At 53.0% G+C, this 26,390-nt stretch carries 24 protein-coding genes and 1 tRNA gene; 10 read left to right on the forward strand and 15 right to left on the reverse strand.

The window, feature by feature from the left end; genetic code table 11:
- Positions 1-3 precede the first annotated feature (3 nt).
- The 9 genes from pheT to AC6I9Z_RS01215 form a co-directional block, all read right to left on the reverse strand.
- A complete protein-coding gene (pheT, locus tag AC6I9Z_RS01175; RefSeq protein ID WP_461457773.1) occupies positions 4-2,376 on the reverse strand; it encodes a phenylalanine--tRNA ligase subunit beta in 2,373 nt (790 codons plus the stop codon).
- Positions 2,373-3,488: a phenylalanine--tRNA ligase subunit alpha gene (gene pheS, locus AC6I9Z_RS01180; protein WP_461457771.1), complete on the reverse strand. Its 1,116-nt coding sequence runs from the start codon at positions 3,486-3,488 to the stop codon at positions 2,373-2,375. The genes pheT and pheS overlap by 4 nt, the downstream gene beginning before the upstream one ends.
- Positions 3,489-3,599: 111 nt before the next feature.
- The gene (gene rplT, locus AC6I9Z_RS01185) at positions 3,600-3,962 is read right to left on the reverse strand and encodes a 50S ribosomal protein L20 (protein ID WP_108811565.1); all 363 of its coding nucleotides are present in this window, start codon (positions 3,960-3,962) and stop codon (positions 3,600-3,602) included.
- 44 nt (positions 3,963-4,006) lie between these two features.
- The gene (gene rpmI / locus AC6I9Z_RS01190; protein WP_108811566.1) at positions 4,007-4,207 is read right to left on the reverse strand and encodes a 50S ribosomal protein L35; all 201 of its coding nucleotides are present in this window, start codon (positions 4,205-4,207) and stop codon (positions 4,007-4,009) included.
- 147 nt (positions 4,208-4,354) lie between these two features.
- Positions 4,355-5,263, reverse strand: a complete 909-nt coding sequence (locus AC6I9Z_RS01195) for a helix-turn-helix domain-containing protein (protein WP_461457768.1) — start codon at positions 5,261-5,263, stop codon at positions 4,355-4,357.
- On the reverse strand, positions 5,251-6,030 hold the full coding sequence (hisN, locus tag AC6I9Z_RS01200) for a histidinol-phosphatase (RefSeq protein WP_461457766.1): 780 nt from the start codon (positions 6,028-6,030) through the stop codon (positions 5,251-5,253). The genes AC6I9Z_RS01195 and hisN overlap by 13 nt, the downstream gene beginning before the upstream one ends.
- Before the next feature lie 65 nt (positions 6,031-6,095).
- A complete protein-coding gene (locus AC6I9Z_RS01205; protein WP_216822313.1) occupies positions 6,096-6,497 on the reverse strand; it encodes a hypothetical protein in 402 nt (133 codons plus the stop codon).
- A gap of 46 nt (positions 6,498-6,543) precedes the next feature.
- The gene (locus AC6I9Z_RS01210) at positions 6,544-7,479 is read right to left on the reverse strand and encodes a ribose-phosphate pyrophosphokinase (RefSeq protein WP_109354387.1); all 936 of its coding nucleotides are present in this window, start codon (positions 7,477-7,479) and stop codon (positions 6,544-6,546) included.
- Positions 7,480-7,590: 111 nt separating this feature from the next.
- Positions 7,591-8,388: a LytTR family DNA-binding domain-containing protein gene (locus AC6I9Z_RS01215; protein ID WP_461457763.1), complete on the reverse strand. Its 798-nt coding sequence runs from the start codon at positions 8,386-8,388 to the stop codon at positions 7,591-7,593.
- Between the two features lie 170 nt (positions 8,389-8,558).
- On the opposite strand from AC6I9Z_RS01215, the gene AC6I9Z_RS01220 reads away from it, so the two are divergent.
- From AC6I9Z_RS01220 to AC6I9Z_RS01250, 7 genes are all read left to right on the forward strand, one after another.
- On the forward strand, positions 8,559-9,113 hold the full coding sequence (locus tag AC6I9Z_RS01220) for a DUF2306 domain-containing protein (RefSeq protein ID WP_461457761.1): 555 nt from the start codon (positions 8,559-8,561) through the stop codon (positions 9,111-9,113).
- Positions 9,114-9,170: 57 nt separating this feature from the next.
- Positions 9,171-10,826: an NAD+ synthase gene (locus tag AC6I9Z_RS01225; RefSeq protein WP_461457760.1), complete on the forward strand. Its 1,656-nt coding sequence runs from the start codon at positions 9,171-9,173 to the stop codon at positions 10,824-10,826.
- Complete coding sequence (gene gltX / locus AC6I9Z_RS01230; protein WP_461457758.1) at positions 10,823-12,160, forward strand: glutamate--tRNA ligase; 1,338 nt, start codon at positions 10,823-10,825, stop codon at positions 12,158-12,160. Before AC6I9Z_RS01225 ends, gltX begins: the two co-directional genes overlap by 4 nt.
- 154 nt (positions 12,161-12,314) lie before the next feature.
- Positions 12,315-12,986: an energy transducer TonB gene (locus AC6I9Z_RS01235; protein ID WP_461457756.1), complete on the forward strand. Its 672-nt coding sequence runs from the start codon at positions 12,315-12,317 to the stop codon at positions 12,984-12,986.
- Between the two features lie 172 nt (positions 12,987-13,158).
- Positions 13,159-13,485 carry a hypothetical protein gene (locus AC6I9Z_RS01240; RefSeq protein ID WP_461457754.1) on the forward strand — a complete coding sequence of 109 codons (327 nt, stop codon included), beginning with the start codon at positions 13,159-13,161 and terminating at the stop codon, positions 13,483-13,485.
- Positions 13,485-14,456, forward strand: a complete 972-nt coding sequence (ribD, locus tag AC6I9Z_RS01245) for a bifunctional diaminohydroxyphosphoribosylaminopyrimidine deaminase/5-amino-6-(5-phosphoribosylamino)uracil reductase RibD (protein WP_461457752.1) — start codon at positions 13,485-13,487, stop codon at positions 14,454-14,456. Before AC6I9Z_RS01240 ends, ribD begins: the two co-directional genes overlap by 1 nt.
- A gap of 31 nt (positions 14,457-14,487) precedes the next feature.
- Positions 14,488-15,102 (forward strand): riboflavin synthase, encoded by a 615-nt coding sequence (locus AC6I9Z_RS01250; protein ID WP_461457750.1) that lies wholly within the window; start codon positions 14,488-14,490, stop codon positions 15,100-15,102.
- Positions 15,103-15,109: 7 nt separating this feature from the next.
- On the opposite strand, the gene AC6I9Z_RS01255 is transcribed toward AC6I9Z_RS01250, so the two are convergent.
- Complete coding sequence (locus AC6I9Z_RS01255) at positions 15,110-15,937, reverse strand: DUF1134 domain-containing protein (RefSeq protein WP_461457748.1); 828 nt, start codon at positions 15,935-15,937, stop codon at positions 15,110-15,112.
- 300 nt (positions 15,938-16,237) lie between these two features.
- Between AC6I9Z_RS01255 and AC6I9Z_RS01260 the strand changes: the two genes are divergently transcribed.
- A tRNA-Ser gene (locus tag AC6I9Z_RS01260) sits at positions 16,238-16,329 on the forward strand.
- Positions 16,330-16,741: 412 nt separating this feature from the next.
- Here the strand turns inward: AC6I9Z_RS01260 and AC6I9Z_RS01265 are convergent.
- The 3 genes from AC6I9Z_RS01265 to AC6I9Z_RS01275 all read right to left on the reverse strand — a co-directional run bounded on the left by AC6I9Z_RS01265 (position 16,742) and on the right by AC6I9Z_RS01275 (position 18,358).
- The gene (locus AC6I9Z_RS01265; RefSeq protein ID WP_461457746.1) at positions 16,742-17,059 is read right to left on the reverse strand and encodes a hypothetical protein; all 318 of its coding nucleotides are present in this window, start codon (positions 17,057-17,059) and stop codon (positions 16,742-16,744) included.
- Between the two features lie 83 nt (positions 17,060-17,142).
- The gene (locus AC6I9Z_RS01270) at positions 17,143-18,057 is read right to left on the reverse strand and encodes a LysR family transcriptional regulator (RefSeq protein WP_461457745.1); all 915 of its coding nucleotides are present in this window, start codon (positions 18,055-18,057) and stop codon (positions 17,143-17,145) included.
- Positions 18,058-18,187: 130 nt separating this feature from the next.
- The gene (locus tag AC6I9Z_RS01275) at positions 18,188-18,358 is read right to left on the reverse strand and encodes a hypothetical protein (protein ID WP_461457744.1); all 171 of its coding nucleotides are present in this window, start codon (positions 18,356-18,358) and stop codon (positions 18,188-18,190) included.
- Positions 18,359-18,430: 72 nt separating this feature from the next.
- Here AC6I9Z_RS01275 and AC6I9Z_RS01280 point away from each other — a divergent pair, with 72 nt between their 5' ends.
- Both AC6I9Z_RS01280 and AC6I9Z_RS01285 read left to right on the forward strand, forming a co-directional pair.
- Positions 18,431-20,284, forward strand: coding sequence for an amidohydrolase (locus AC6I9Z_RS01280; RefSeq protein ID WP_461457742.1), 1,854 nt, complete (start codon positions 18,431-18,433; stop codon positions 20,282-20,284).
- Between the two features lie 257 nt (positions 20,285-20,541).
- Positions 20,542-20,976, forward strand: a complete 435-nt coding sequence (locus AC6I9Z_RS01285; RefSeq protein WP_461457740.1) for a DoxX family protein — start codon at positions 20,542-20,544, stop codon at positions 20,974-20,976.
- A gap of 240 nt (positions 20,977-21,216) precedes the next feature.
- Here AC6I9Z_RS01285 and AC6I9Z_RS01290 read toward each other — a convergent pair whose 3' ends face one another.
- Together AC6I9Z_RS01290 and AC6I9Z_RS01295 are read right to left on the reverse strand one after the other, a co-directional pair.
- On the reverse strand, positions 21,217-24,810 hold the full coding sequence (locus AC6I9Z_RS01290; RefSeq protein ID WP_461457738.1) for an ABC transporter permease/M1 family aminopeptidase: 3,594 nt from the start codon (positions 24,808-24,810) through the stop codon (positions 21,217-21,219).
- A gap of 13 nt (positions 24,811-24,823) precedes the next feature.
- Positions 24,824-25,723 carry an ABC transporter ATP-binding protein gene (locus AC6I9Z_RS01295; RefSeq protein ID WP_461457736.1) on the reverse strand — a complete coding sequence of 300 codons (900 nt, stop codon included), beginning with the start codon at positions 25,721-25,723 and terminating at the stop codon, positions 24,824-24,826.
- Between the last annotated feature and the right edge of the window lie 667 nt (positions 25,724-26,390).

Raw genomic sequence — 26,390 nt, forward strand, 5'->3', positions numbered from 1 at the left:
ATTCTAACCCCTCAATTCCGCACCCAATTTCGTTGCACCCGCCACAACCTTGTCCGAGACGGCTTTCAGATCCTCTTCGGTCAGCGTTGCTTCCAGCGGCTGCAGCGTAATCTCCACCGCCAGCGATTTCTTGCCTTCACCGACACTGGCACCTTCGAAAAGGTCGAACAGGCGCGCGCCGGTGATCAGCTTCTTGTCCGCGCCCTTGATCGCGCGCACCAGGTCGCCGGCTGGCAGGTCAGCATCAACGATGAAAGCAAAATCACGGGTCACCGCCTGCAGGGCGGGCGGAGCAAAGGCCTCGCGCATGTGGCTTTTGGCTTTCTTCACCGGGATGGCATCGAGGAAAATTTCGGCAGCAACCGCCGCACCTTTCAGGCCCATGGCCTTGGTCACAGACGGATGCAGCACGCCATAGGCGGCGAGGACTTTCTTGGGCCCCAGACGCAGCGTACCGGATTGGCCGGGATGATAATGATCGCCCGCTTCGGCAAAATCCATCAGCTTCTCGGTCGGGGCACCTGCCGCTTCCAATATTGCAAGAACCTCGGCCTTGGCATCGAATGCATCATATCCGGTCGCGCTGCCCGTTTGCCAACTACGTGCCCGATTTTCACCCGCTAGTACCAGACCAATGGTCTGATGCTCGGTGGATTCGAGATAACGTCGTCCTACTTCGAACAAGCGAATGGATGATGCGCCGCGATCGGCGTTGCGTTGCGCGGCGGCAATCAGGCCGGGCAATAAGGATGGCCGCATCACTTTCAGCTCTTCGCTGATCGGATTGGCAAGTGACCATGTGCCGCCGCCAAAGGGCGCGGCTTCTTTGTCAGAGATAAAGCTCCAGGTCACGGTCTCGTTTAACCCACGCGCTGCGGCAGCCCGCCGTGCCTTGCGCTCTGCCAGTTGCTCCGGCGATGCCGTGGGTTTGGCAACGCCAGCTTTGCGCGGCAGCGGTGTCGACGGAACGCTGTCCAGTCCCTCAATCCGCACCACTTCCTCAACCAGGTCCTGCCAACCGGCAATGTCCCGGCGCCAGGTCGGAGGCGTTACTTGCCAATCTGCATCAACCGTAAAACCAAGGGATTCCAAGATGGATTTCTGTTTCTCCGGCGTAACATCGATACCGCCCAAGGCGGCACATTGTTTGGGATCATAGCTGATCGTCGGCATGTCCGTTGGCGGTGTCCCGGCGCGGGTTATGTCGCTGGCCTTGCCGCCGCAAAGCTCGAGCACCAGGGCGGTCGCGATATCAAGGCCATCATCCAGAAATGCCGGATCCACACCGCGTTCAAAGCGCTGCCGCGCGTCACTGGTCAACATCAGTTTCTGGCCGGTTTTGGCAATCGAAGCGGGATCGAAATAGGCGCACTCGATCAGGACTTCGGTAGTGGACTCTTCAGAACCGGTCTCCGCGCCGCCCATGATGCCGCCGATATCGTGAGCGCCATTGCCATCGGCAATCACGGTCATGGTTTCGTCGAGAACATATTCCTTGTCGTTCAGCGCCGTGAGCTTCTCACCAGCCTTCGCTTTGCGCGCGACCAGACCGCCGTTGAGCTTGGCCACATCATAGACATGCAGTGGCCGACCATGATCGAGCATCACATAGTTGGTGATGTCGACCAGGGCGTTGATCGGCTTCTGGCCAGCGGATTTCAGCCGTGCCTGCATCCAGTCCGGCGATGAGCGATTGGTCAGGCCGGTGACTGTGCAGCCATAAAAAGCCGGGCAACCCTCGGGATCATCCGTGCGCACATCCGGGCCAGTGCCACTGCGCTCAATGGAACTGATTTCGAGCGGTTTCAGCGTACCGAGACCCGCTGCCGCCAGATCACGGGCAATGCCGCGCACGCCCATGCAGTCCTGTCTGTTGGGCAGGACAGCCGCATCAATAACCGGATCATCCAGCTTGGCATAATCCGCATAGCTGGTACCGACAGCACCAGCCGCATCGGTGGGCAGTTCAATGATACCATCATGATCATCGCCCAGTTCCAGCTCGCGCGCACTGCACATCATGCCAAAGCTTTCGACATCGCGGATTTTTGCGGGTTTCAGCGTGAAATCACTGCCCGGAATATAAGTTCCGGGAGGGCCGAATACGCCAACCATGTCCTTGCGCGCATTGGGCGCGCCGCAGACAACTTGCCATGGCTCATCGGAGCCATCGTCGACCTTTAGCAGCTGCAGCTTGTCCGCATTGGGATGCGGGCCGGCCTCAATGACCTTGGCCACGCGGAACGGGCGCAGGGCATCGGCAGGGTTCTCCAACCCTTCCAGTTCCAATCCGATTGCTGTCAGCTTTTCGGTAATTTCGGTCAGGCTTGCATCGGTATCGAGATGGGCTTTGAGCCAGCTTAGCGAGAATTTCATGCGCCCACTCCTCCGCTCAATGTTGGTACGTCGAGCGCGTCAAATCCATAATGCTCCATCCAGCGCAGATCGCCGTCAAAGAACGCCCGCAAATCATCCATGCCATATTTCAGCATGGCAAGCCGATCGATACCGCAGCCAAAGGCAAAGCCCTGCCAGACATCGGGATCAAGTCCGCAATTGCGAATGACATTGGGATGCACCATGCCGGAGCCCAGAATTTCCATCCAGCCGCCTTCATTGCTGCGCGCGTCACCGCCGATGATCCGGCGGCCTTTTTCGACCGAGAAGCCGACATCGACTTCGGCACTAGGCTCTGTGAACGGGAAATAGCTTGGGCGCAGGCGTAGTTCGATATCGTCACGTTCAAAAAACGCTCGTACAAAGGTTTCGAGTGTCCATTTGAGATGACCCATATGAATATTCTTGTCGATCACAAGGCCTTCGACCTGATGGAACATCGGCGTATGGGTGGCATCGCTATCACTGCGATAGGTGCGGCCCGGCGCGATAATGTAGATCGGTTCGCCCTCGCCGTCAGTTTGCTTGGCAACATCCATCATCGTGCGGATTTGCACGGGCGAAGTGTGTGTACGTAGCAGTTTTGGCATGCCCTGATCGTCGGTTTGCGGGAAATAGAAAGTGTCATGCATCGCGCGCGCCGGATGGGTTTCCGGAATATTGAGCGCGGTGAAATTATGCCAGTCGTCTTCGATTTCCGGACCCGTAGCGACCGAGAAACCGAGGTCGGCGAAAATTTCCGCCAGTTCATCCATTACCTGTGACACCGGATGAATGCTACCCTTGGGCGCGGTTGGAGGCGGCAAGGTCATGTCGAGTTTTTCGGTGGCGAGCCGTGCGTTCAGCGCTTCGGTTTCCATGCCGTCCTTGCGCGCGGCAATCGCATCAGCCACGGCCTGACGGGCACCGTTGATTTTCGGGCCTTCACTCTGGCGTTCTTCGGGGGTCATTTTGCCAAGCGTTTTAAGCAGCAGCGAAATCTCGCCTTTCTTACCCAGCGCAGCAACGCGGATCGCTTCCAAGGCATCGCCATCGCTGGCCGCTGCTATCTGTCCGAGATAATTCTCTTTAATTGCTTCGATGTCACTCATGACTTTACCCTATTTTCCCTGCTGACCGTCTAAAGCAGGCTGCGGTGAAAAACCCAATAAAAAAGCGCCGCGAGATTGCTCTCCGGCGCTTCTTTGAAATTATTTAAACACTTAAGCTTTCGCTAGAGCATCCTGCGCCTGTTTGATGAGGCCGCTAAACACTGCAGGTTCATTCATCGCCAGGTCGGCCATGACTTTACGGTCGAGCTCAATGCCGGCCAGCTTGGTGCCGTGAATGAACGTGCCATAGGTCATGCCTTCTGCACGGACCGCAGCGTTGATACGCTGAATCCAGATGGCGCGAAAAGCCCGCTTTTTAACTTTACGATCGCGATACGCATATTGACCGGCTTTTTCGACAGCCTGCCGCGCAACGCGGATGGTATTTTTGCGGCGGCCATAATAGCCTTTTGCCTGATCCAGTAATCTTTTATGTTTTGTACGAGTGGTCGTACCCCGTTTTACACGTGCCATTTTCTATATCCTTGAATTCTATGAAGCTATGGGAGCGCGAGCTACTAAAGCCCGTAAGGTGCCCATTTCTTGACTGTCCGCGCATCGGCATCACACAATTTCTTGGTGCCGCGCTGCTGACGGATATATTTGCTGTTATGGCTCATCAAACGGTGGCGTTTGCCGGCTACGCCGTGCTTTACCTTGCCGGTTGCGGTGATTTTGAAGCGTTTCTTCACACCACTTTTGGTCTTCAACTTGGGCATTTTGGTCTCCTTTGAAAAGTAACCGTTACGGACACATGTGGCAGCCCAACACTGGCCAGTGCGTCACATCGGAACGGCGGCAATAGCTAGATTCGCCCAAAATGCAAGAAATAATGCAGTTTCATCGTCGCTTTGTGCAGTTGTTCGTTATGCAGCGTTACAATTATCGTCAGAGTCAGGGTCTTCGGGCCTGTCCATCGCCTGTAAAGGTCGCCCCAGTGCTTTCGTGCGCTCGCTCGCACCGATCCCGAAGATGGGATGCGGCTGGGCCATATACTGCCGCGGCGTCAGTCCCATGAATCGCTTGAAGTCGCGATTGAAATGCGCCTGGTCATAATAGTTGAGATCGACACACTCGCTCCAGTTTTGGTTTGGGTTCATGAGGGCCTGACCCAATGTGCGAACAAAACGCTGTCTGCGAAGCAGCAATTTCGGAAGAAATCCAAAAACGCGGCTCGAAAATCGGCTCAGTTGCTTGGTGTCCATTTGCAGTCGTTCACTCAGCGCGCCAACGCTGTCAATATCAGGGTCTGTCAGTGCCAGATGGGCAGCCTCAATCTGCTCCTCTTCCGGATCCGGTGGTGACAGGGCTTCCAGCAACAACCGGTTAAAGGCATCGATCATTTCTGCTTCGGTCTCGGCAACCCTGATGGCGTTCCAGATTTTGGCAAAGAGGTCGAACTTGTGCGCCGTTTCAACGTCCACCACTTTGTTGGCCCACCGCGATGCGGGTTGCCCGACAAATTTGTACCAGCCTAGCGGTAGCAGACCAATTGCGGCAATTCGTGATGATTTGCTCGAAATTGGAGCCGCCAAACTGGTCGGCCCGGTCATTGCTGCCAGCGGCGAATCCTGAGGCTTGTAGTCAGGAATTGTCATTTTGACGCTACCGCAGTGGATATAGCGGACACTGGCCCATTGTGGCAGCAGCATGTCCGAGATATCCGACCCGTCCGGACTCTCAATATCGGTGAAATAATAGGTTGTCAGATAGCGTTGCAGCGGTGGCGGCGGCAGAACGAACCGTGTTTTGCTGACAGGCTCTAGTGGTTGCATGCAATAGCCTCCAGCACGTCATCGACACGCGCCTGATCGCCGATGGCAAGCACATGACCGTCCGAATCCGCATGAAGCGGTTCGCCATTCCAATCACACATCATCCCGCCGGCGCCATCGATAATCGGAGCAAGTGCAGCATAGTCATGAAGCATGAGCCCTGCTTCGCAGACCACATCGACATGGCCGCTGGCGACCAGGCCGTAATTATAGCAATCGCCGCCATAGATAATCTTGCGCGGCGCAACTTTGCTCGCAAGACCCATGAAATGATCGGCGTCATGCTCGTCAAACTGATGCGGGGTTGTGGTAGCCAGCACGGCGTCCTTCAACTCACGGCAGCGCGCCGATTGAGCCGCAGCTCCGTTAAAGGTTGTAGGCCGGCCTACCACTCCGACCCATCGCTCTCGCGCTATCGGCTGGTCAATAATCCCGATAACCGGCCAACCATCCTGCATCAACGCAATAAGTGTTCCGAAAATCGGTCGCCCCGCGATGAAGCTGGTGGTTCCATCAATCGGATCAAGCACCCATTGGCGAGAAGCACCTTCGTTGATCGTGCCATATTCTTCGCCGATAATGCCGTCTTCAGGGCATTCTGTTTCGATAATCTTGCGCATCGCGGCTTCTGCAGCGCGATCAGCTTCGGTTACCGGGGTCGAATCACTCTTTGATTCCTGATCAAATTTCTTACGGAATAAGGGACGAATGGCATCGCCCGCAGCATCGGCCAGCTTTTCAGCAAGAGTGATATCCTTGGGTGTCATATTCCCTTAATTGGCAGCAAAATGGTCCTTTGACCAGCGCCGCTCATTGAAAAACACAGCGCGAATCAAGATAACTCCGGTTTGGCAGGCCGCCAAGCCCAGAGATAAAGGATCAATCCTGTTATTATAAATAGGGCACAGCCAGACAATACCCAGGAATTTGCATACCAATATTCACCCCAGGAAAATTCTCCCGCCATGATCTTTTTCCACCCATTGAAATGCTGCATGGCCGCGACGACCAGCCCGAGGACGGCAAGTACCGATGATGTCCAGCGATTTAGCCAGTGTTGCGGGTTGGCCAAGAGAAGGAGCCCCAATAGTCCGATTACGGTTCTTTGCGCACGGCAATATGGGCAGATATAAACCCAGCCTGCCAACTCGGTGATCCATGCGAAGACCGAAATCGCGATCGCAAGGACCGCAATATGAGTGCGATATTTCATCAATGTTTCTAGATTTGGCACAATGGCTTTCCCTCCCCCCTAGGGATTCTTAAAACCGGAATTCAGATCAATCAAACAGGCTCGAAACAGAACTTTCGTCGGCAATACGTTTGATCGCTTCGCCCAACAAAGGCGCGATCGTCAAGTGGCGCACGCGATCCGATTCTTGAACCGCTTCAGTTGCACCAATGGAATCGGTGATCACCAACTCCTTAAGCGCACTGTCATTCACCCGGGCCACGGCTCCGCCGGAAAGAACGCCGTGGGTACAATAAGCGACAACTTCGGTAGCGCCTTTATCTTTCAGCGCCTGCGCAGCGTTACAAAGCGTTCCGCCGGAATCGACAATATCATCGATCAATATACAAAAACGCCCAGAAACATCGCCGATGATGTTCATTACTTCAGATTCGCCGGCACGTTCACGGCGTTTATCGACAATCGCCAGTGGCGCGTTGTCCAGCCGTTTGGCGAGCGCGCGGGCACGAACCACGCCGCCAACATCCGGCGACACAACCATCAGCTCATGACCAGCAAAACGGGCCTGAATGTCCGCCGACATTACCGGTGCACCATAAAGATTGTCGGTAGGGATATCGAAAAAACCCTGAATTTGACCTGCGTGCAGATCAACCGAAAGCACCCGATCAGCGCCCGCTTCAGTGATAAGGTTGGCGACGAGTTTGGCTGAAATAGGTGTTCTCGGGCCCGGTTTCCGGTCTTGTCGTGCATAGCCGAAATAAGGAATCACGGCAGTAATACGCTTCGCAGAGGCACGGCGCAAAGCGTCGATACCGATCAACAATTCCATCAAATTGTCATTGGCCGGGAAGCTGGTCGATTGCATGATGAAGACGTCTTCGCCGCGCACGTTTTCATGGATTTCTACAAAAATCTCATCGTCCGCAAAGCGTTTCACGCTCGCATCGGTCAACTTGATATCCAGATAGTCGGCTACGGATTGAGCGAGCGACAAATTGCTGTTGCCGGACATGAGTTTCATTGATTGGCTTCCCCTCGAACAGGCCAGCCATTGCATCAGAATCGCCGACCCTATGTGAATGTTTCGAGGCTCCGTTTAACAGGTGCGCCGCAAATCGAAAGTGCCTTTCGGTTAAATCCAGCCAGATTGTTTCAGTTTGGTGACATAGGCGCGGGAAACCGGAACTTCTAACCCGCCAAATAGCACCAATCGCAGATTCCGTCCTTCACGCCTCGACGTCACAATGGCATCGCGCGCCACCCACCAGCTGCGATGGACCTGCATTCCCTCCAGCGGTTCCATTTCCCTGATGGCATCACTCAGCCGCATCAACAGCATTTCGGCGCGGTCGGGGCCATGGACGCGGACATAATGATCTTCCACGCCAAGAGCGATGATACTGTCAGGGAAGCCCGATAGGCGGTCATGCAATTTTGTTTGCACCGGAGCAATTTTCGCAGAATCAGGCTCTATTTCGGGCGGTTCCTGTACCCCTTCGCTTTCGGCGCCCGACCTATCCGGCCCAAAGAGTAAACGCATAAAAAGGAAGATGCCGAAACCGATCACGGCGCATTGCAGATAGAGTATGAGAAAGCGGTCGCCCCAAAAGGAGGGATCGAGCCGCATGCCTGACATGGCGAAGCCGATCAGGAAGGTGAGCGGCAAAGCCGCAATCGCCGTTGCCAAAAGCTCGGCGGTCCAAAAAGGCATGGCAATAGTTTCCCGCAGCCATCCAGCGCTAATCGAAACCGGTCTGAAAATCGCATAGCCAATGATGATGAAGCCGACCCAATAGGCAAGGCGCAGGGCCACCGGCATCGCGTAAGTGCCAAACGGGCCGAGGAAACCGAAGACCAGCCCGATAAGCGCCATGACCAGCAATTCGACGGCAATCCATCTCACGGACCATTTTCTAACACTGCCGCTCATTTAACCCCCAAACCGCCATCCAACCTGTCCATTGACGCTTCGTGAATGGGCAAATTGCCTGTTTCTGGCGCAATTCACGAATAAGAGACAACCACCGGCGTAAGCAAGCTGGAATTGAACTTTCGGATAGCCAATCTGGTCGGCAACGAATTGAACCAACGGGGAAAATCATGGCGAAGCCGAAAAGCGCAGTGCAATCTGAGATAATCAAGAAAAGCGGATATAATGTTCAGAATGTCATTCTAGTAGGCGGCGCAACACTATTGGCCACGTTGGTTTTGATGGCACTATCTTCCCTCTACGGCGGCTTTGCTTACAGCGCCGATGTAGAGATTGCGCAAAAGCGATCGATCAGCCTGCCAGTCATCATTCATCTTGCCACTGTAATCCCGGCCCTTCCGCTAGGCGCTTATATCTTGTGGCGGAAAAAGGGTGATCGGCTCCATATGCATATGGGACGTATCTGGGGGATATTGATGGTAACCACCGCCATTGTCAGCTTCTGGATCGGCCGTCCGGGACAAGGCATTGGTGGAACAGGACTAAGCTTCATCCATATCTTCTCGGTTGTGACGTTGCTTTCGATTCCCTACGGTATCTGGCAAATCCGGCGCGGCAATGTTGTGGAGCATTACCGGGCGATGCAAGGCCCTTATATCGGGCTCTTGGTTGCTGGTCTGTTTGCTTTCATACCCGGCCGGATCATGGGATCGTTGATCTTCTAGTCAATCATTTGGAACAATTCATTTGCCGAGCGCAGCACTGCTTTCTATCAGGGCGGGATGACAGCAAAGCTTACCATCACCCTTGCCCAAATGACCCAGTCGGTTGGCGATTTGCGCGGCAATGCCGACGCGATGATCGCCGTATATCGGTCAAAACCGGATAGCGACCTGATTGTCTTTCCGGAGCTGCAGCTCATTGGCTATCCGCCCGAAGATCTGGTGCTGAAACCAGCGGTCGTCGAACGTGCGGAAACAGAGTTGCAGCGATTGGCCGACGCGACGAAAGATAGCGCGCCAGCCATGTTGGTAGGGTCGATTTTCCGTGACAAGGGCCATCTCTATAACGGCATTGCGCTGCTTGAAAGCGGCCAGATCAAAGAGGTGCGATATAAGGTTGAGCTTCCCAATTACGGCACGTTTGATGAAAAGCGCCTGTTCACATCCGGGCCGCTGCCAGAACCCATCGACTTTCGCGGCTGTAAAATTGGCCTGCCCATTTGCGAGGATGTCTGGTTCCCGACCGTCTGTGAACATCTGAAAGCACAGGGCGCGGAAATGCTGATTTCTGTCCATGGCAGCCCCTATGAGATTGAGAAAGATGACCGGCGGCTGGGTCAGGTGGCAACGCAGCGCGTGCGGGAAACACAGCTGCCGTTGCTTTTCCTCAACCGGATTGGCGGCCAGGATGAAGTGGTGTTCGATGGAGCGAGCTTCGTCCTCAACGGCGACACCAGTGTAATGCACCAGCTTCCCGACTGGGACGAGGCCATCGTTGATACCTATTGGTCGAATGAGGGTGGGGACTGGACTTGCGCGCCCGGCGAGATTCACAAGCTGGATGATCATCCGGCCGATATTTATAACGCGATGATAGTTGGCTTACGCGACTATGTGAATGCCAACCGCTTTCCTGGCGTCATTCTTGGTCTGTCTGGTGGTATTGATAGCGCCCTGTCTGCGGCAGTGGCGGTTGACGCCTTGGGCGCGGATCGGGTGTGGTGCGTGATGATGCCGTCACGCTTCACGTCACAAGAGAGTCTCGACGATGCGGCAAGCTGTGCCGAGATGCTCGGAACGCGGCTCGACACGATTTCGATTGTGCCCGCAGTCGAAGGTTTTGACGCCATGCTCGAAGGTAGTTTTGCCGATGAAGAGGTGGATATTACCGAAGAGAATATCCAGTCGCGCATCCGCGGCGTGACGCTGATGGCGATGAGCAACAAATTTGGTCATATGCTGCTCACCACCGGCAACAAGAGCGAGATGAGCGTCGGCTATGCTACCATTTACGGCGATATGGCGGGCGGCTATTCGGTGCTAAAAGACGCCTATAAGCTGACCTGTTTCAAACTGTCGGAATGGCGCAATCGCAACAAGCCGTCGCTCGGCATGGGCCCGGACGGCCCCGTCATGCCCGACAATATCATCACCAAACCGCCGAGCGCGGAGTTGCGGGAAGACCAGAAGGATAGCGACAGTTTGCCCGACTATGAAATTCTCGATCCCCTGCTCCACGGGCTGGTGGAGGAAGAATTATCGGTTTCTGATCTTGTCGAACGCGGCTTTGATCGCGAAACCGTGATACGGATCGAAAAATTGCTCTATATAGCCGAATATAAACGGCGTCAGGCCCCGCCGGGCGTCAAACTGGGCACAAGAAATTTTGGCCGAGACCGGCGCTATCCCATTACCAATGCATTTAGGACGATATGACCATTAAAACCCGCTTTGCACCCTCGCCCACCGGGCATCTTCATGTCGGCAATATCCGCACGGCGCTCCACAACTGGATGTTCGCCAAGAAACAGGGCGGCGAATTTCTGCTGCGGCTGGATGATACCGATAAGGAGCGCTCCAAGGAAGAATATGTCACCGCCATTCGCGCGGATCTGGCATGGCTCGGCATCCATCCCGATAGCGAAGAGCGGCAATCAGCTCGTTTCGACCGCTATGAAGAGCAATTTGAGAAATTAAAGGCAGCGGGCCGCGTCTATCCTGCCTATGAAACCGCGCAAGAACTGGATCTGAAGCGCAAGGTCCAGCTCGGGCGTGGCAAACCTCCGACTTATGATCGAGCAGCCCTGCAACTAACCGATGCGGAAATTGCAGCCTTTGAAGCAGAAGGCCGAAAGGCACATTGGCGCTTCAAGTTGGATCACAACACATCGATTGAGTGGACCGACCTGATCCGCGGCGACCAGCATTTTGATCCGGCCTTGCTGTCCGATCCAGTCATCCGCCGTGAAGATGGCAGTTGGCTTTATATGCTGCCATCGACCATCGATGATATGGATATGGGCATCACCCATGTCGTGCGCGGCGAGGATCATGTCGCCAATACCGCGGTCCAGATTCAGATGTTTCAGGCCTTTGGCGCCAACACACCGGAATTTGCCCATGAGGCATTGCTGGTCGGGACAGAGGGCAAGCTTTCCAAGCGTTTGGGGTCCCTGGGCGTAGGCGGTTTTCGCGAGCGCAACATTGAACCGCAATCGATTGTCGCGTTACTTGCCCGTATCGGCACCAGCGACCCGGTGGAGCCAATTGCAGACGTTATGACGTTGGTGGAAACTTTTGATTTTTCACGCTTTGGACGGGCGCCAGCGCGCTTTGATGACGAAGAATTAACCCAGCTGAACCAGAAGATAGTGCACCTGCTGGACTATGAAGATGTGCAGGGTCGGCTGCCTGATGCAATGTCTGCGGCGGCCTGGGACGTCGTCCGGCCCAATCTGCATGATATGGGTGAAATCGATGCCTGGTGGCAGGTGGTGACGGGCCCGGTAGCCGCTCCCGACTTGTCGGCCGAAGATCAGGAATTTCTGAATCAGGCCCGAATAACCCTGGAGGGCTTGTCCTGGTCAGAGACGATCTGGAAAGATTGGACCGGAGCATTGAAGGAAGGCACGGGCCGCAAAGGCAAGCCATTGTTCATGCCGCTGCGTCAGGCGCTGACCGGATTGGATCACGGACCGGATATGGGTGCATTGCTTCCGCTCATTGGCCGAGAATCTGCCCTCGCACGGCTGCAAAACATCTCTTCATAGCCACCGATTTCCCTACCCTACACCGCTTTGGCGAGCCATGTCCTTGATTCTAAATATGTTATAGTATAACATCACATATGACGGTGCGGGATATAGCGCCAGTAAATGGCGCAGCTGCACTGTCATCCGAGGAGATGGATGAAAGGACAGACTTATGAGCTTCACATCAACTTACGCGCATAAACCACCCAATTATAAAGGCATTGGACTAGCCGTGGGGGTTCACGCTTTGCTTTTTGCCGGCGCCATGGCTTTGCCTGCGATAACCGCAGAGATACCATTTGAGGGCGCGATTACGGCCTATCCGATCGAGGTTGATAAAGAGCCGCCGACACCTGCCACCAAGATTGAGGAGCCGATTGTCGCGACCAATCCACCGCCAAAGTCGGTCACGGCGGTTACACCCATAGTGAATCCACCGGTGTTCAATGATCCGCCCGCGATAGCATTCGCCGGTATCGAAGATGGCATAGACATCAGTAGTTTAGGGGATCGGATTACGACTCCAATAGTTCCAATCGAGATCATTCCGGAACCGGTCATTGCAGATGCGAAATTGAATAACCGCTTTAGCGCTCAGTTTCAGCCGCCCTATCCATCCGGATTGCTGCGAATGGGCGAGGAAGGAATGATCGCTGTACGCGTTCTCGTCGGAACAGACGGTCGGGCCAAACAGATTGAATTGATTGAGAGCCCGCATAAAGGCTTTTGGACTGCAACCAAACGGCATGCCCTAAAAAAATGGCGTTTCGAACCGGCGACAAAAGATGGTGCGCCTTTTGAAAGCTGGATCACCCTGAAAGTCCAGTTCCAGATTAACAGCTGAGCCTGAAAATGCGAAGTCCAGCCCCGATGATACAGAATATGCCGCAACGGGGCTGGTCATCCGCGTTTTTGCACCCTATTTAACAATAATGAAGATGCTAAAAGATGTTTCCGTCGGCGGCGGTTTAAAGGATTTGATTACTCTTTTGCGCCGGAGTCCAAAGGAACAGGCGATGCCGGCGTTTCTGGCCTTTCTCTGTTCCGGTTTCATCTTCTTCCTGTTTATCATCGACCCGAAGGTCAATACGGACGTCTATGTTCCACAAGAAGTTGTCTATGTCGAAAACTGGACACTGGACCGCACGGACGAAGATATCATGAAAGACCGCTGGGCCGTGCAATGCCTGAAAGACAAGCAGGAAACGAAACGCAGAGAAGCGATGAAATCGTTGGGCCGAATCTCGGGCATGGATGTTGACGCGATTGAACGCGAAGCAAAAGCGGACCGATTGGCACGCGGCGAAGTGGAAGTGGAACGACCAGCCGGCCTGACATGCTGATGGCTCAGAGTGACGCACGCTATATGGCGGCGGCGATCGCCTTGTCGGAACGCGGACGCGGCCGAACCGGCGATAATCCCAACGTTGGCTGTATCATCGTCAAGAACAATATCATAGTCGGCCGCGGCTGGACGCAGCCAGGGGGACGGCCGCATGCTGAAGCCATGGCTCTGGCACAAGCGGGCAAGGCCGCCAAGGGCGCTGATATCTATGTTACGATGGAACCATGTGCCCATGAAAGCAAACGCGGGCCCACTTGCGCTAATCTTGTAAAGGAAGCAGCACCGGCACGCGTGATCGTCGCAACACTGGACATTGATGAACGCACTCGGCGGCAGGGCATTGACCGTTTGGGTGATGCGGGCATTTCCGTATCGGTGGGTCTGTTGGAACAGCAGGCACACCGCGCAATGGCTGGATTTTTTGCGCGCATGGAAAAAGGCCGTCCGCATGTCACACTGAAACTCGCCTTGTCCCTGGACGGATGTATCGCCATGGCTGACGGTACCAGCAAATGGATCACCAGCGACCGCGCGCGCGCGCATGCCCATCTCGAAAGGGCACGGTGTGATGCCATATTGGTTGGGGCCGGTACGGTAGCGGCCGACAATCCTGGGCTGGATGTCCGTCTTGCCGGATTGGAAGATCGCTCACCCCAACCGGTAGTTCTTGGAAAAGCAGAGGTCGGAGATCACTGGACAGAGATCTCTGAACCTCAGGCTATTTCGGAGCTGGATCAAACAAACTGGCTGCTGGTCGAGGGGGGTGCTGCTACCGCTGCTTCTTTCCTTCAGGCCGATCTGGTTGATCGTTTGATGCTCTATCGTGCACCGATCGTCATCGGCGGTGGTTTGCAAGGCATAGGTGATATTGGCCTTGGCAGTCTTGACGTCGCTCACGGTCAGTGGTCCCGGCTTGATCGCCGCGATTTGGGTAACGATGTGCTTGAGATATATGAACGCGCCGCCTAAGTTCGCGGCCTGGATTTTATAAGGGCTTCCCATGTTTACAGGCATAGTTTCCGATATCGGTACAATAACCAAGGTTGAGGAGCGCGGCGATCTGCGGCTGGTGATATCCTGTCACTATGACATGAGTAGCGTTGATATTGGTGCATCCATAGCCTGCTCTGGCGCTTGTTTAACGGTTGTTGACAAAGGGGCAGACTGGTTTGCAGTGGATATCTCAGCTGAAAGCATATCCAAAACCGCGAAATCCATGTGGTCACAAGGCAGCAAGCTCAATCTCGAGCGGGCCTTGAAAGTCGGCGATGAACTTGGTGGTCATATTGTCACCGGCCATGTCGATGCAGTGGGCGACATAGTGTCGGTGGAAACAGAAGGCGATTCGCATCCGGTCCGCATCCACGCCCCCGCCGACATTGCGCCCTATCTGGCACCAAAAGGTTCGATCACCGTCGATGGCATTTCACTCACCGTCAACACTGTCGACGATCAGCAGGATGGCAGTACGATTTTCGGCCTGAACATTATTCCGCACACCGCGGGCGTAACGACTTTCGCAGATTTGAAAGCCGGTGATCAGGTTAATCTGGAGATTGACATATTGGCGCGCTATCTCTCGCGCATGGAAAAATTGCGCGCCGTTACGGCTTAGATTCGCCTTAGAACGGCAGCCATCGCTGCTTTTTGCTGAACTTCATATAGCCAACATTTGCGCCTAGCCGCAAACCTGCACCCAGTCTCACCGGGATCAGAACCTTGTCGCCGCTACGCAAGTAGCTCACATGGAAACCGCCAACAAAATAGGCCGCGCCCTCCCCCGCAGGAAAGCGCTGGTAAAGATCTTCAGTGTCGTAGAGATTATAAACTAGGACAAAACTGTTCGCCGCGTTGCCACCAACATCAAAACCAATAGATGGTCCGGTCCAGTAGACGGGTCGTTCACCCTCAATCTTGTGGTGCAACTTGCCGGAGCCGTAACGCAAACCCACCACGAAAGCGCCAGATGCTTCGCGCCCCGCAATATAGGCATTGGGCCGGCCCTGTTTCTTCAAGATGTCTTCAATAACTCCGGCAAGGCCCTTGGCGCCTTTGCCGAATACGCCCTCAGCCGCGCCGATAAGGTCATCGTCCTGATAAGTGGTCGCTTCGTCAACATTCGCGATAACATTCCCATTTTCGTCGTAGCTATTTTGGTCATAGCTATTCTCGTTGACGGCATCGTCATAGCCTGTGCCATCATCAACCTGACCGGGTTGGGCGATGTCGCTGTTAATATCGCCGCTGACGGTAGTATTTTGCTCTGGCTCAGGCGTTTCAAAATTTCCATCATAGTCAGGAGTATCGAGATCAGCATCAATCGCGTCATTCGGATCAATCGTCTGTACCTGCGCAAATGCAGGCGACATGGCTGGTGTGCATGCCAATGCGGCGACAGCGAACAGGCCAAGCAATCTCGAACCGAGACTCTCGCGGATATTTTTTTTCACAAACATTTCCTTTGGGCACGACTTAGACATGGGTAAACTCCTTCCCATACCAGCCGCTTTCGACTTTGGCGTTTCGTGATGACTACGCAATGAACGGACGACGACCCGAGTCGATTTTACGACCTGTTGAGTGTTCGAACCCGCGTTTGGCTTCAAACATGGCCGGATTGCGCTAAACAGACCAGGTTCCACATGGTTTTTGTCCACTAAGCCAAATTGACAGCTTCAGCAGGAACTTTACCCATTGCAGCCACTGCGATGCCCCGTTATAGCGCATGGCCTTGGCCAAGCCAGTCGTGCGGACACGTGGGTGAGCGGCTGAAACCACCTCCCTGCTAAGGAGGCAAGGGCCTCACGGTCCTTCGAGGGTTCGAATCCCTCCGTGTCCGCCATTTTTTTTCGCAGCTCATTGATTTATAGTGAAAATTACCTGGATTCTTATATCGTCCCCACATTCGGCCCCACAGTTGGCCGGAGCTTAAGCCTGATTTGACACGATCCGAGCCTTTGGTCGGTATTGCCGAACAACTCTGAGAGGACAGCTCCACCGAATCGGTTTGTCCGGCTGGCTACGTTGGGCGGCAAATAGCCTTGGCTAAAAAAATAGATCTGCGATCAAAGAAAGAAGTCGAATTCCTGTAAGCCGAAGCGGTCTTTGATCAATCATTAGTTTACTGTCTGCTTTGCGCCCCAATTTCGGACCTTCAGACGGTTTCTGCTTCATCCCGAAAGCGGACGTATCCTATTGTCGGACCAGACGACCGCAATTGGGATGGAAAGCGGTTGTTTGAGCAGCTTCTTGAGCTACTCCTTCCGAGCGGGAATCACCGGCACTAACAAATGCGAACCATAATCAATCCCGGTGTGTAATCGCGGGCGTCTGGCACTTTGCAAAGCATCCCTGATTGTCTCTGATTGCGAAGACAGAGCTGGTGTTGGCCCCATAAGACTGTCCCGTTCGGGCCGCGTTCCCTCGGCCGTACTATCAGCCGATGGATCAATGGAGCCGCCAGCGTTCACTGTATTGCCCAGCATGTCGAGCAAGTCGGAATTGTCTTTGATATGCGTTGCAATAACCTGCGTAACCACGCCCTTGCGCTGCAAGCGACCGCGAGTATGCAAAAAGCCGCCTGGCCAACACCGCCTTATGATATTTCTCAAATGTCTTGGGCCAAACCACGATGTTCGACACAGCGTTTTCATCTTCAATCGACCAAATCCCAATGCGGGAGATCCCCAAAACGGTCGTACATAAATTCTACAAAACGCCTTGTGCGCGAGGATAGATGCCGGTTGGGCGGATAGATCAGGCAAAGATGAATTGGAGGGGCTCTATACTGGCTCAAAACAGAGACAAGGCGGCCGGATTGTAAATGGGAGCCTGCAATAAATGTAGGAAGCAAGGCAAATCCTAAGCCGCGCAGCGCTGCATCTCTTAGAACTTCAGCGTTATTTGAACATAGAACGCCGTTGACAGGCGTATCGCGAAACTGGCCGTCTTCTGAAGCGAGCTTCCAAACGGAACCTGCAGGCAATGTACCATAATGTAAACATGGAAGGCTGGCGAGGTCTTTGATCGATTCAGGGTGTCCATATGTCGCCAAGAATTCAGGCGAAGCACAGATAAGCCGCTTGGCTTCGACAATTGTGTGGTCAACCAATGATAGGTTTTCAATGGGTTCGGCGATCCTCACTGTGATATCAAAGCCCTCAGATACAGGATCAATGAAACGATCAGACAGTTCCAATTGGACCTTCAATTGCGGATACATCGTCATGAAATCGGCGATCGCAGGTCCCAAATGCAAAGTCCCAAACGACATCGGCGCATTTATGCGAAGACTGCCCATCGGTTCCTCGCCTTTCTCTTGAATTGCGCTCTCCGCTTCACTCAAGTCACTCAGAATGCCTTGGACTCTTTCGTAAAAGGCCAACCCGGCAGCCGTCGTAGACACACTACGCGTTGTACGATTCAGCAATTGAACGCCGAGCTGATCTTCAAGCGCGATAACCAATTTATTCGTTTGTGAACGAGAGGCGCCGGTATCTCTTGCCGCCGCCGCAAATCCACCAGATTCGACGACTTGGACAAACATTTTCAAACTAGAGAATTTATCCAAACTTCCCTCCATTGTTTCCATTTGGGATACAGAGCGTCCCAATAATAGCATATAGTCCTTTCTTAGAGTTCAATTATCTATTGTTCCAAGAGAAAAATTTCATTTCTAAGGAGCAAAAATATGAAAGCCATTAGGCGAGCATCTGAGCGAAACCTATGAAGCTACAACCGGCATCATGAAAGAGCATGGTGATGGTTATGGACTCTGCATCGTTTACGCTGATTCTATGTTTGGCGCGAAAGAAGGCCAATAAAAATTCTTTGCCACCGTCACCGAACGTGTTCGGTGAGGGTTTTTTCAATCTCCCCCACTCCTTCTAATCTGGAGACGCGTTCATAACGGCGCTCGGACAATTATCGGAAAGATCAATGCCATGACCAATGTAATTACCTCTACCATCCTATCTCGGCGCCGCTTGTTGGCGCTCTCAGGAGCTGGCGCAGCCAGCGCTTTGACACTCGGTGCTTGCTCAAAATTTTCTCGCGCCGGTTCAGACGTCGCGGCAGACTTTATTCTTGCCGATGCAAACGTCATAACTCAAAACGCATCCAATCCACGCGCCCAGTCTATCGCGGTCAAAAATGGCCTTATACAAGCTGTTGGAACGAATAATGATATCCGCAACCTGCGTGGGCCAGGAACTCAAATCCTATCTGCGGGCGGCCGAACAGTAATCCCAGGACTAAACGATAGCCACATGCATCCTACCAGGGCTGGGCGTTTTTACGCCGCTGAATTACGGTGGGATGGCGTTCGGTCGCTTAAGCGCGGATTGCAAATGATCCGAGAGGCAGCTGCCAAGACGCCTGAAGGTGAATGGGTTCGCGTTGTGGGCGGATGGTCCCCATTTCAGTTTGAGGAGCGGCGGCTCCCCACCCCCGCAGAGCTAACAACGGCCGCGCCTGATACGCCTGTCTATGTGCTTTATCTTTATAGTCAGGGCTATCTGAATGCCGCGGCAGTTAAAGCACGCGGATTGGGTCCCAGTACGCGTGCTCCGTTTGGGACGAGATATGAGTTTACAGAAGACGGAGGCTGTATACTTCACGCTGAACCGAACCCGGATTTGCTCTACGGATCTATTGGAGCTTTGCCGCCGCTCAGTATTGGAACACAGACGGTTTCAACCAAACACTTTTACCGCGAACTCAATCGTTTTGGGCTCACATCCGTTATTGATGCCGGCGGCGGTGGACATCGCTTTCCAGACGATTATGGCGGCTCAGATGCGCTGGCGCAGACCGGTGACCTCTCGGTGCGAATCTCAAAATATCTCTTCCCTCAGAACAAAGGTCAGGAGCTGGAAGAATTCCAGACATGGACCCGCGAATGGGAAACGGGTGTCAATCGCGCCTCACACATCATGAACGCATACGTGTTGATGGGCGGCGGTGAGTTTCTCGTGTGGGCCGCCGGTGATTACGAGAACTTCCTGGCGGATCGACCCGATATTACTACGCGCGACAATTGGCGTCCGCAATTGCTCGGCGTGACGCGCCATCTCTTGCAGGAACGCTGGCCACTTCGAATTCACGCCACCTATGATCAATCGATGAACCACATTCTCGATGTGTTTGAGGAAGCCCATGCATTGGAAGTTGCAGAAGGCCGTTTAGGTTTTGCGGGAATACGTTGGGCATTTGATCATGGCGAAACGGTTCAACCAGCAACGCTCCAGCGAATAAAAGCGCTTGGTGGCGGTATGGCTATGCAGGCTCGTATGGCTTACGCAGGCGAGTACTTCCTTGATCGCTATGGCGTAGATGCAACACGTAATGCGCCGCCGTTTAGAGATGTGATCGAAGCCGGATTACCGCTGGGCCTCGGATCTGACTCAACGCGTGTCGCCTCCTACAATCCGTGGAACACTCTATACTGGGCGACCACGGGCAGATCCGTTGGGCGGACGCTCTTGCACGGTGAGCGCCACCATATGTCACGGGAAGAAGCCCTGTTCCATCATACGGTAGGGTCTGCCTGGTTTAGTCAAGAAGAGAGCTTGAAAGGCCGTCTCGCGCCAGGCCAATTTGCTGATTTTGCCGTGCTCAACGCTCCTTATCTGGACGTTCCTGATGAGGACCTAATGAGTATCGAATCTGACCTCACGATCATGGATGGAAAAGTTGTTTGGGGACAAGATGATTATTCAGGCTTCGTCGAACCTCTGCCTAAGCTTCAACCTGAATGGAGTCCCGTACATACATTTGGCGGCTATCAAGCCGGCTGACGAGACGTCCACCCATTCGTAGATGGCTCTCAGGTTGATCGTCCCGGACGGCAACCTGAGACAATCGGGTGTGCTCTATTACTTTGCGACCGGCGCGACCCTCAGAGAGCATGTTGATTGCGCCAGAGTTTGTCTCCATTTTGAAGACAAACTATCTCAAAAATTCCATATAGTCGCAAGAAGTGAGATCATCTAACTATTCTTGCAACAGAGAACAACAAGTTCTGAAAATTCCAATTTCTTAAAGGAGAAATATAATGACCTCACCTGAACAAAGCCCAAATTACGGCGCAACTATAACCAGACTATCCTTGGGCGTAGTTTTGCTCGCCCATGGGCTTCTCAAAGTCTTTGTTTTCACTATCCCCGGAACGGTGAGCTTTTTTGCAAGCCTGGGACTACCAGCAATAGTCGCGTATCTTACTATTTTTGGAGAAATTGTTGGCGGCGCAGCTTTGATAGCGGGACTTTATTCAAGACTAACCGCGCTACTAAGTTTGCCGATCCTCCTCGGTGCCACATGGACCCATGCTGGCAACGGTTGGCTCTTCAGCAATGAAGGTGGAGGCTGGGAGTTCCCATTGCTACTTGTTGTTCTGGCGATCGCAGTTGCCGTTCAAGGATCCGGTGCATTCGCAGTCAAAAAAGTTCCGATCCTTAATAATCTTATTCCAGAAGCACTAAGAGCATAGATCTGAGGCTTGCGATGGCAAAGTCAAGCGAAACTCAGCCCCCTCCAAGGAAGTTGCTTACTCCAGTCATACGCTTATTCGTCATTCAGGAAAAGGGAGTATCGCTGATCCGCTTCTGTGAGGTTGATCGCCAAAAGCGGCCAGTCAGCTAACGGCCCAATTCCGGCCATTAACTGCTAGCGTCCGCTATGGGCGCAGAAGCGGACATTGGTTCAATCACAACGACCCATTGACTAACCGCTATGGAGTGGAGACCGCCATCACATTGTCATCGCCATTCCGGTCAATATATTTGTTATAGGGATCAATACCCACAAATTCTGGTTTCTTGGATGACAATATTTTAATCACCTGTTCCCCGGATTGTATCGGCTTGCGTTCCATTGAAATCACATCCTCTTTACCAAATGCGCCCAAACCAGGTCGCGCCGTGAATAGACCTACCTCAATCTCGTCAGACAGCTTCGCTTTCGTTTCCTTGCCCTGTCCGTCGGCATAGAATTTCTCAGCAGAAACGGTCAGCGTCGTTTCATAACTGCCGTTGGTGAGCTTGCGCACATTCGCTTCATCGACTTTCATATCGTAAATCGTGATCTTTTCGAGCAAGTCACTCACCAGTTCCCGTTCGGCTTTATTGCGGGCGAGCGACTTGAAGCCATCAACCAGATCATATGAGTTGGCATATGGCTGGCTCTTGAACCGATAACGATCCAGTAGCTCGGCCAGCATCGCGTTGACGCGGTCTTCGCCGAGCCTGTCTTGCAGCAAATACATAACCACTGCACCTTTCCGGTAGTGGATATAGCCTTGATTCTCGACGCGGTTCAGCGGCAATTCTTCGATTGCTTCGCTACCACGTGCGCTCAGATATCGATCCAGCTCATATTTCAGGAACCGGCGAATTTTGTCCTCACCGTAAATTTGTTTCATAACCATCAGAGCGGAATATTGCGCCATGGTTTCCACCAACATCGTGCCGCCCTGCTGGTTAGAACTAATCAACTGATGCGCCCAATATTGATGACCAAATTCATGCGCGGTCACATAGGTTACATAGTCAATTTCGTCGGGATCGCTGTTATCAGCGATAAAACCAATCCGTTCCGAAAATGGTATGGTTCCGGCAAAGGCCTGCGCAAAAGTTTGGTAGCCGGGAAACTCAATAATCCGCGCATAATCAAATTGATATGGTCCGAAGTTTTTCTTGAAATAGGCCAATGATGTAGCCGTCGCATCCAGCATCGTATCGACATTATAGTCATGTGTGGGGTGATAATAGACCGCCATATCCACGCCATCTGCAGAGCGTTCCTTCACGGCATAATCCGCAGACTGGATAGAGAAAAAACTGAGGATAGGATTTTCGGAAACGAACCGCGCGATACGCCGGTCCCCTTTAACCTCATCCGACACCTTGCTGCCTGGGGCGATTGGCGTCTGATCTTTGCTCGTACTGACAGTGATGTCGGACATCACCCAATCAGCATTGCCGACATAATTTTGTTCCCGTGCGGATTCATCTTCCAGCTTTGGCAAGCGCAATTCGGATGGCAGATCATATTCCCGGCGGGTTTGCCGGTCGTTCAACAAGCCATTGCGGTTCATCCCCAATTGCGGGGCAAATTCGCTGTTGTTTAAGAAAGTACCGTTTTTAACCAGACGGATATCATTCCCGCTGGCCTTAAAACCACGCTGCGATCGTGACGACTTGAAGCTTATGGTCCGCTGCTCATCTATCGCCATCGGCGTATCGAAACGATATATCCGATATTTAAGCGCCTCGTCATTCATCTCCAGCGTCGCATTCGGAATCTCAACCGCTTCGATCTGTACATCAGGGTCCTGAAAGCGAACGTGCAGCACCTCGACCGGAGCGCCAGTGTCGTTGATTATCCCGATCGAGCCTGCTGCCTTCATGATCCGTTCTTGCGGATAGATCTCGACGTTCAATTTGAAATCCGTGAACGATGGCTGCTTCAGCGTTTCATATTTGAGATATTTTTTCTCATATTCCGCCAGCTGCTTTTCCTGATCATCCTGTGTCACATATTGATTCATCACATTTGTGTTTTGGAAGATATACGCGCCGCTGGCCGCTGCGGTCACGGCTGCGCCCGCAATGATCAATCCGGCAACGCTTCTCATACGACTTGGCAATTGACGCAAACGCGGCATCAGGCTGGTTTCAGTACCACGGCGCCACAACAAATGGGCCAGGGTCACCAATATGACGGCAAAAGCGCCCCAGTAGAGGCGTAACCACCATCCGACAGCTCCATTTACTTCATTACCATTAAGATCAGAGAATAGAGGGGTAGGAGCCGCATCTCCATAGAGATAGAGCGGATGTTCAAAGCCAATATTGGCGAGAGTTATCGTGGCCACCAGATAGATAACCATGATGCCCCAACCGACATATTTATTGGGACTTAGCGCCTGAACAAACACGGCCAGAACAGCCAGAATGATCATGTCGATGCCCCATGGCAGCAGATACCATAGGAAATACTGATCCAAAGCAATGTCTGTGAAACCGCGCACCAGCTGGATCAGAACCGCCGCAACCACAGAGATAAACAGGGTAGCGAAGAGGACAAGAGACACCGCAATCGTCTTGGGCACCATATAGGCCCAATTCGGCAACGGCGTAGAATCGATAATCTCGTGCATTTTCCGATCACGGTCGCGCCACACAAGTTCCCCAGCATAGTAGATGGCGATGATGACGGGGATGATCCCGAACGCACCCATCAGGGTCAGCAACAGGGTAAAAGTCAGCGGCCGGGCAGGCGTGCCGTAAATCTCGTTTCCGAACGCCAGAGCACCGCTGGCATTGAACAACCCGATTAAAACCAGAACAACGAAGGCCGGGCTTTTGAAAACCTGGGTCATTTCAAAGCGGGTTCGCGACGCCAACCGGCTCCAGGCTGTTCCGTCCTTGCTGGTCGCTGGCAGATTATCGACAGTCTGCGGTGCAACAGATGCAAGTTTCGCAGCTTTCTTGGCTTGTCGCCGCGCCTTGCGAGCTGAAACGCCGCGATCAGCAAAACTGAACCAGCGATAGGCGAGCGCAAGCGCACAGAAGGAGACACCGATCCAGATCAATCGGTTCCAGACTATTGCCCCCTCAATAGCGGGAAGCAGGTTATTGGATTCAGATGCAGTCCAATAACGAATGACGTTGTTGAGCGTTGCAAAGCCAAATGGGTCAGCATAGCCGGTAAATTCGCGCAGCTCGGGCATATTGTCGGTGCTGACATTGAACACAATATAAAGAACCAGCAGCACGACGACGCCCAGATAGCTGTACATCATCGATCGAGTAAGTGTTGCCACCGCAAAGAATATACAGGACGTCAGGAATATGCCCGGCAGCGCCATAAGGAAATAGGCATAGGCATAATAATGCAGCCGGTTTGGGCCCAATGTTTCCTGGTCAAGCCATGGCATGAGCGAACCGAACCAAATGGCAAATGGTACGGTCAGGAAGGCGATCCCCGCCGCCATAAAAGCGCCAGTGAAGCGACCAAACAGATAGTCAAATTTCTTCACGCGCGTCGAACGGACCATAGGTCCAAAGCCACTTTCGTCGTCACGCACAATCACATTGGCGACAAAGGCCGTCGTCACGAACATGAAGAATAAAGTCAGGATGAGATGAATTTGCACGATGGCAACCGGGCTATTGGCATTCACATTGCCGCCGCTGCCGATAGAGATACCGTCGACGGTCATAGCTCCAAAAGTGAGCAGGAAAAATAATATAGAAACAACCCAGAAAACAGGGTTTTTGAACTGGTAGCGAAGCTCGAAAGCAGCAATCTTGGCGAACATATAGTCTCTCCGATTAAGCTGCTTGGGAAGAATTAGCTACGTCTCTACGGGTCGTAGCGAGAGTTGAGAAATAGACATCCTCCAACCCTCCTTCGACGGCGACAAATCCGTTACCGGGATTGTCCGTCGCCAATATGTGGATGATTGTGGAGCCAGCGAACAAACGAGTAGAAATAACCTCATATTTCGCACGATATTCTTCCAGTTCGTCGCGTTTTATGGTCTTCGACCAGATTGTACCCTTGGTCTTGCTGATAAGATTCAGCGGCGCGCCTTCCAGCTGAATACGGCCATTGGCAATCACGGCCATATTGGGACACAGATCAGCAACATCTTCGACAATATGAGTCGACAGGATGATGACAACATTCTCGCCAATCTCCGCGAGCAGATTCAAAAAACGATTGCGTTCTTCAGGATCAAGGCCGGCCGTTGGTTCATCGACGATGATCAATTCCGGATTGCCGATCAGCGCCTGCGCAATGCCAAAACGTTGCCGCATACCCCCAGAAAAACCAGCTATAGCTTTCTTGCGTACATCCCACAGATTTGTCTGGTTAAGCAAAGTTTCGACGGTTGCCTTGCGGTCAGCTTTCGATGTCATACCTTTCAACACCGTCATATGTTCCAACATGTCGTAAGCGGAGACCCGCGGGTACACGCCAAAATCCTGAGGCAAGTAGCCCAGTCGCTCACGGAGTTGTTCCGGAGATTTCAGAATATCGATATCGCCAAACTGGATGCTCCCGTGTGTTGGTGTTTGCAGCGTCGCAACAGTCCGCATTAAAGTTGATTTGCCAGCCCCATTTGGCCCTAACAACCCGAACATTCCTTTCGGGATGGACAGCGTCACATTGTCTAGCGCCTTTGTTCCATTGGGATAAATATGGGTAACTTCACGCAATTCTAACATCACCGTCCTCCAAAAACTTCATTTGGTGATATATGCATGTAATACACCAATGACAAGATGCCGTGTCAGGAAATTTAGTTAAGTGAAATTTTGCGTATCAATGACATGGTCCTAATGTCCGCTTTCGGGATATTGCAGTCACAACGTTAGTGTCTGCTTTGGGTGCAAAAGCGGACATTGGAGATTTAGTGTTTTGATACTTCAGAATCCTCATAGTCGTCCGAAAGAAAGGAATAGGCGATATCTAGAACCGTCAAATAAAGCCCGCCTCGGCATGCGCTGCTACGATTCTTTGTCCTTCATCAAAAGACAGAACTTCGATTGCCCCCGGTGTACTAGGCGGATTACCATCCAGCATACGGCCACAATGATACATGCGGGGACCGACAAGCTCGCCGGTGTTTAGTCTATCTACTAATTCTGGGAGACTGTCATCAAACTGTCCCAAGTCTCTGACAGCCGTTACGCCATGCTTCAAATACAGTAGCGAGAATAACTCTTGATTTCCGATTGCAAGTTTCCGTGGGGTATGAATTCTATGGTCACGGCCTATTACGGACTCGCTGTCCGCCATCTATTAACACGACTAGCACCAATAGCCCTGATCGCATTTAGGTCATCAAAGGCTGTGCTTGATGCCCTCCAAAGAAGACCTTATAGCGACCTC

Source organism: Parasphingorhabdus sp., assembly GCF_059726685.1.

What these genes read in the sequence shown, in the direction of transcription:
- pheT (WP_461457773.1), bottom strand. Translation starts at nt 2,376, where the DNA reads ATGAAATTCTCGCTAAGCTGGCTCAAAGCCCATCTCGATACCGATGCA.
- pheS (WP_461457771.1), bottom strand. Translation starts at nt 3,488, where the DNA reads ATGAGTGACATCGAAGCAATTAAAGAGAATTATCTCGGACAGATAGCA.
- rplT (WP_108811565.1), bottom strand. Translation starts at nt 3,962, where the DNA reads ATGGCACGTGTAAAACGGGGTACGACCACTCGTACAAAACATAAAAGA.
- rpmI (WP_108811566.1), bottom strand. Translation starts at nt 4,207, where the DNA reads ATGCCCAAGTTGAAGACCAAAAGTGGTGTGAAGAAACGCTTCAAAATC.
- AC6I9Z_RS01195 (WP_461457768.1), bottom strand. Translation starts at nt 5,263, where the DNA reads ATGCAACCACTAGAGCCTGTCAGCAAAACACGGTTCGTTCTGCCGCCG.
- hisN (WP_461457766.1), bottom strand. Translation starts at nt 6,030, where the DNA reads ATGACACCCAAGGATATCACTCTTGCTGAAAAGCTGGCCGATGCTGCG.
- AC6I9Z_RS01210 (WP_109354387.1), bottom strand. Translation starts at nt 7,479, where the DNA reads ATGAAACTCATGTCCGGCAACAGCAATTTGTCGCTCGCTCAATCCGTA.
- AC6I9Z_RS01215 (WP_461457763.1), bottom strand. Translation starts at nt 8,388, where the DNA reads ATGAGCGGCAGTGTTAGAAAATGGTCCGTGAGATGGATTGCCGTCGAA.
- AC6I9Z_RS01220 (WP_461457761.1), top strand. Translation starts at nt 8,559, where the DNA reads ATGGCGAAGCCGAAAAGCGCAGTGCAATCTGAGATAATCAAGAAAAGC.
- AC6I9Z_RS01225 (WP_461457760.1), top strand. Translation starts at nt 9,171, where the DNA reads ATGACAGCAAAGCTTACCATCACCCTTGCCCAAATGACCCAGTCGGTT.
- gltX (WP_461457758.1), top strand. Translation starts at nt 10,823, where the DNA reads ATGACCATTAAAACCCGCTTTGCACCCTCGCCCACCGGGCATCTTCAT.
- AC6I9Z_RS01235 (WP_461457756.1), top strand. Translation starts at nt 12,315, where the DNA reads ATGAGCTTCACATCAACTTACGCGCATAAACCACCCAATTATAAAGGC.
- AC6I9Z_RS01240 (WP_461457754.1), top strand. Translation starts at nt 13,159, where the DNA reads ATGCCGGCGTTTCTGGCCTTTCTCTGTTCCGGTTTCATCTTCTTCCTG.
- ribD (WP_461457752.1), top strand. Translation starts at nt 13,485, where the DNA reads ATGGCTCAGAGTGACGCACGCTATATGGCGGCGGCGATCGCCTTGTCG.
- AC6I9Z_RS01250 (WP_461457750.1), top strand. Translation starts at nt 14,488, where the DNA reads ATGTTTACAGGCATAGTTTCCGATATCGGTACAATAACCAAGGTTGAG.
- AC6I9Z_RS01280 (WP_461457742.1), top strand. Translation starts at nt 18,431, where the DNA reads ATGACCAATGTAATTACCTCTACCATCCTATCTCGGCGCCGCTTGTTG.
- AC6I9Z_RS01285 (WP_461457740.1), top strand. Translation starts at nt 20,542, where the DNA reads ATGACCTCACCTGAACAAAGCCCAAATTACGGCGCAACTATAACCAGA.
- AC6I9Z_RS01290 (WP_461457738.1), bottom strand. Translation starts at nt 24,810, where the DNA reads ATGTTCGCCAAGATTGCTGCTTTCGAGCTTCGCTACCAGTTCAAAAAC.
- AC6I9Z_RS01295 (WP_461457736.1), bottom strand. Translation starts at nt 25,723, where the DNA reads ATGTTAGAATTGCGTGAAGTTACCCATATTTATCCCAATGGAACAAAG.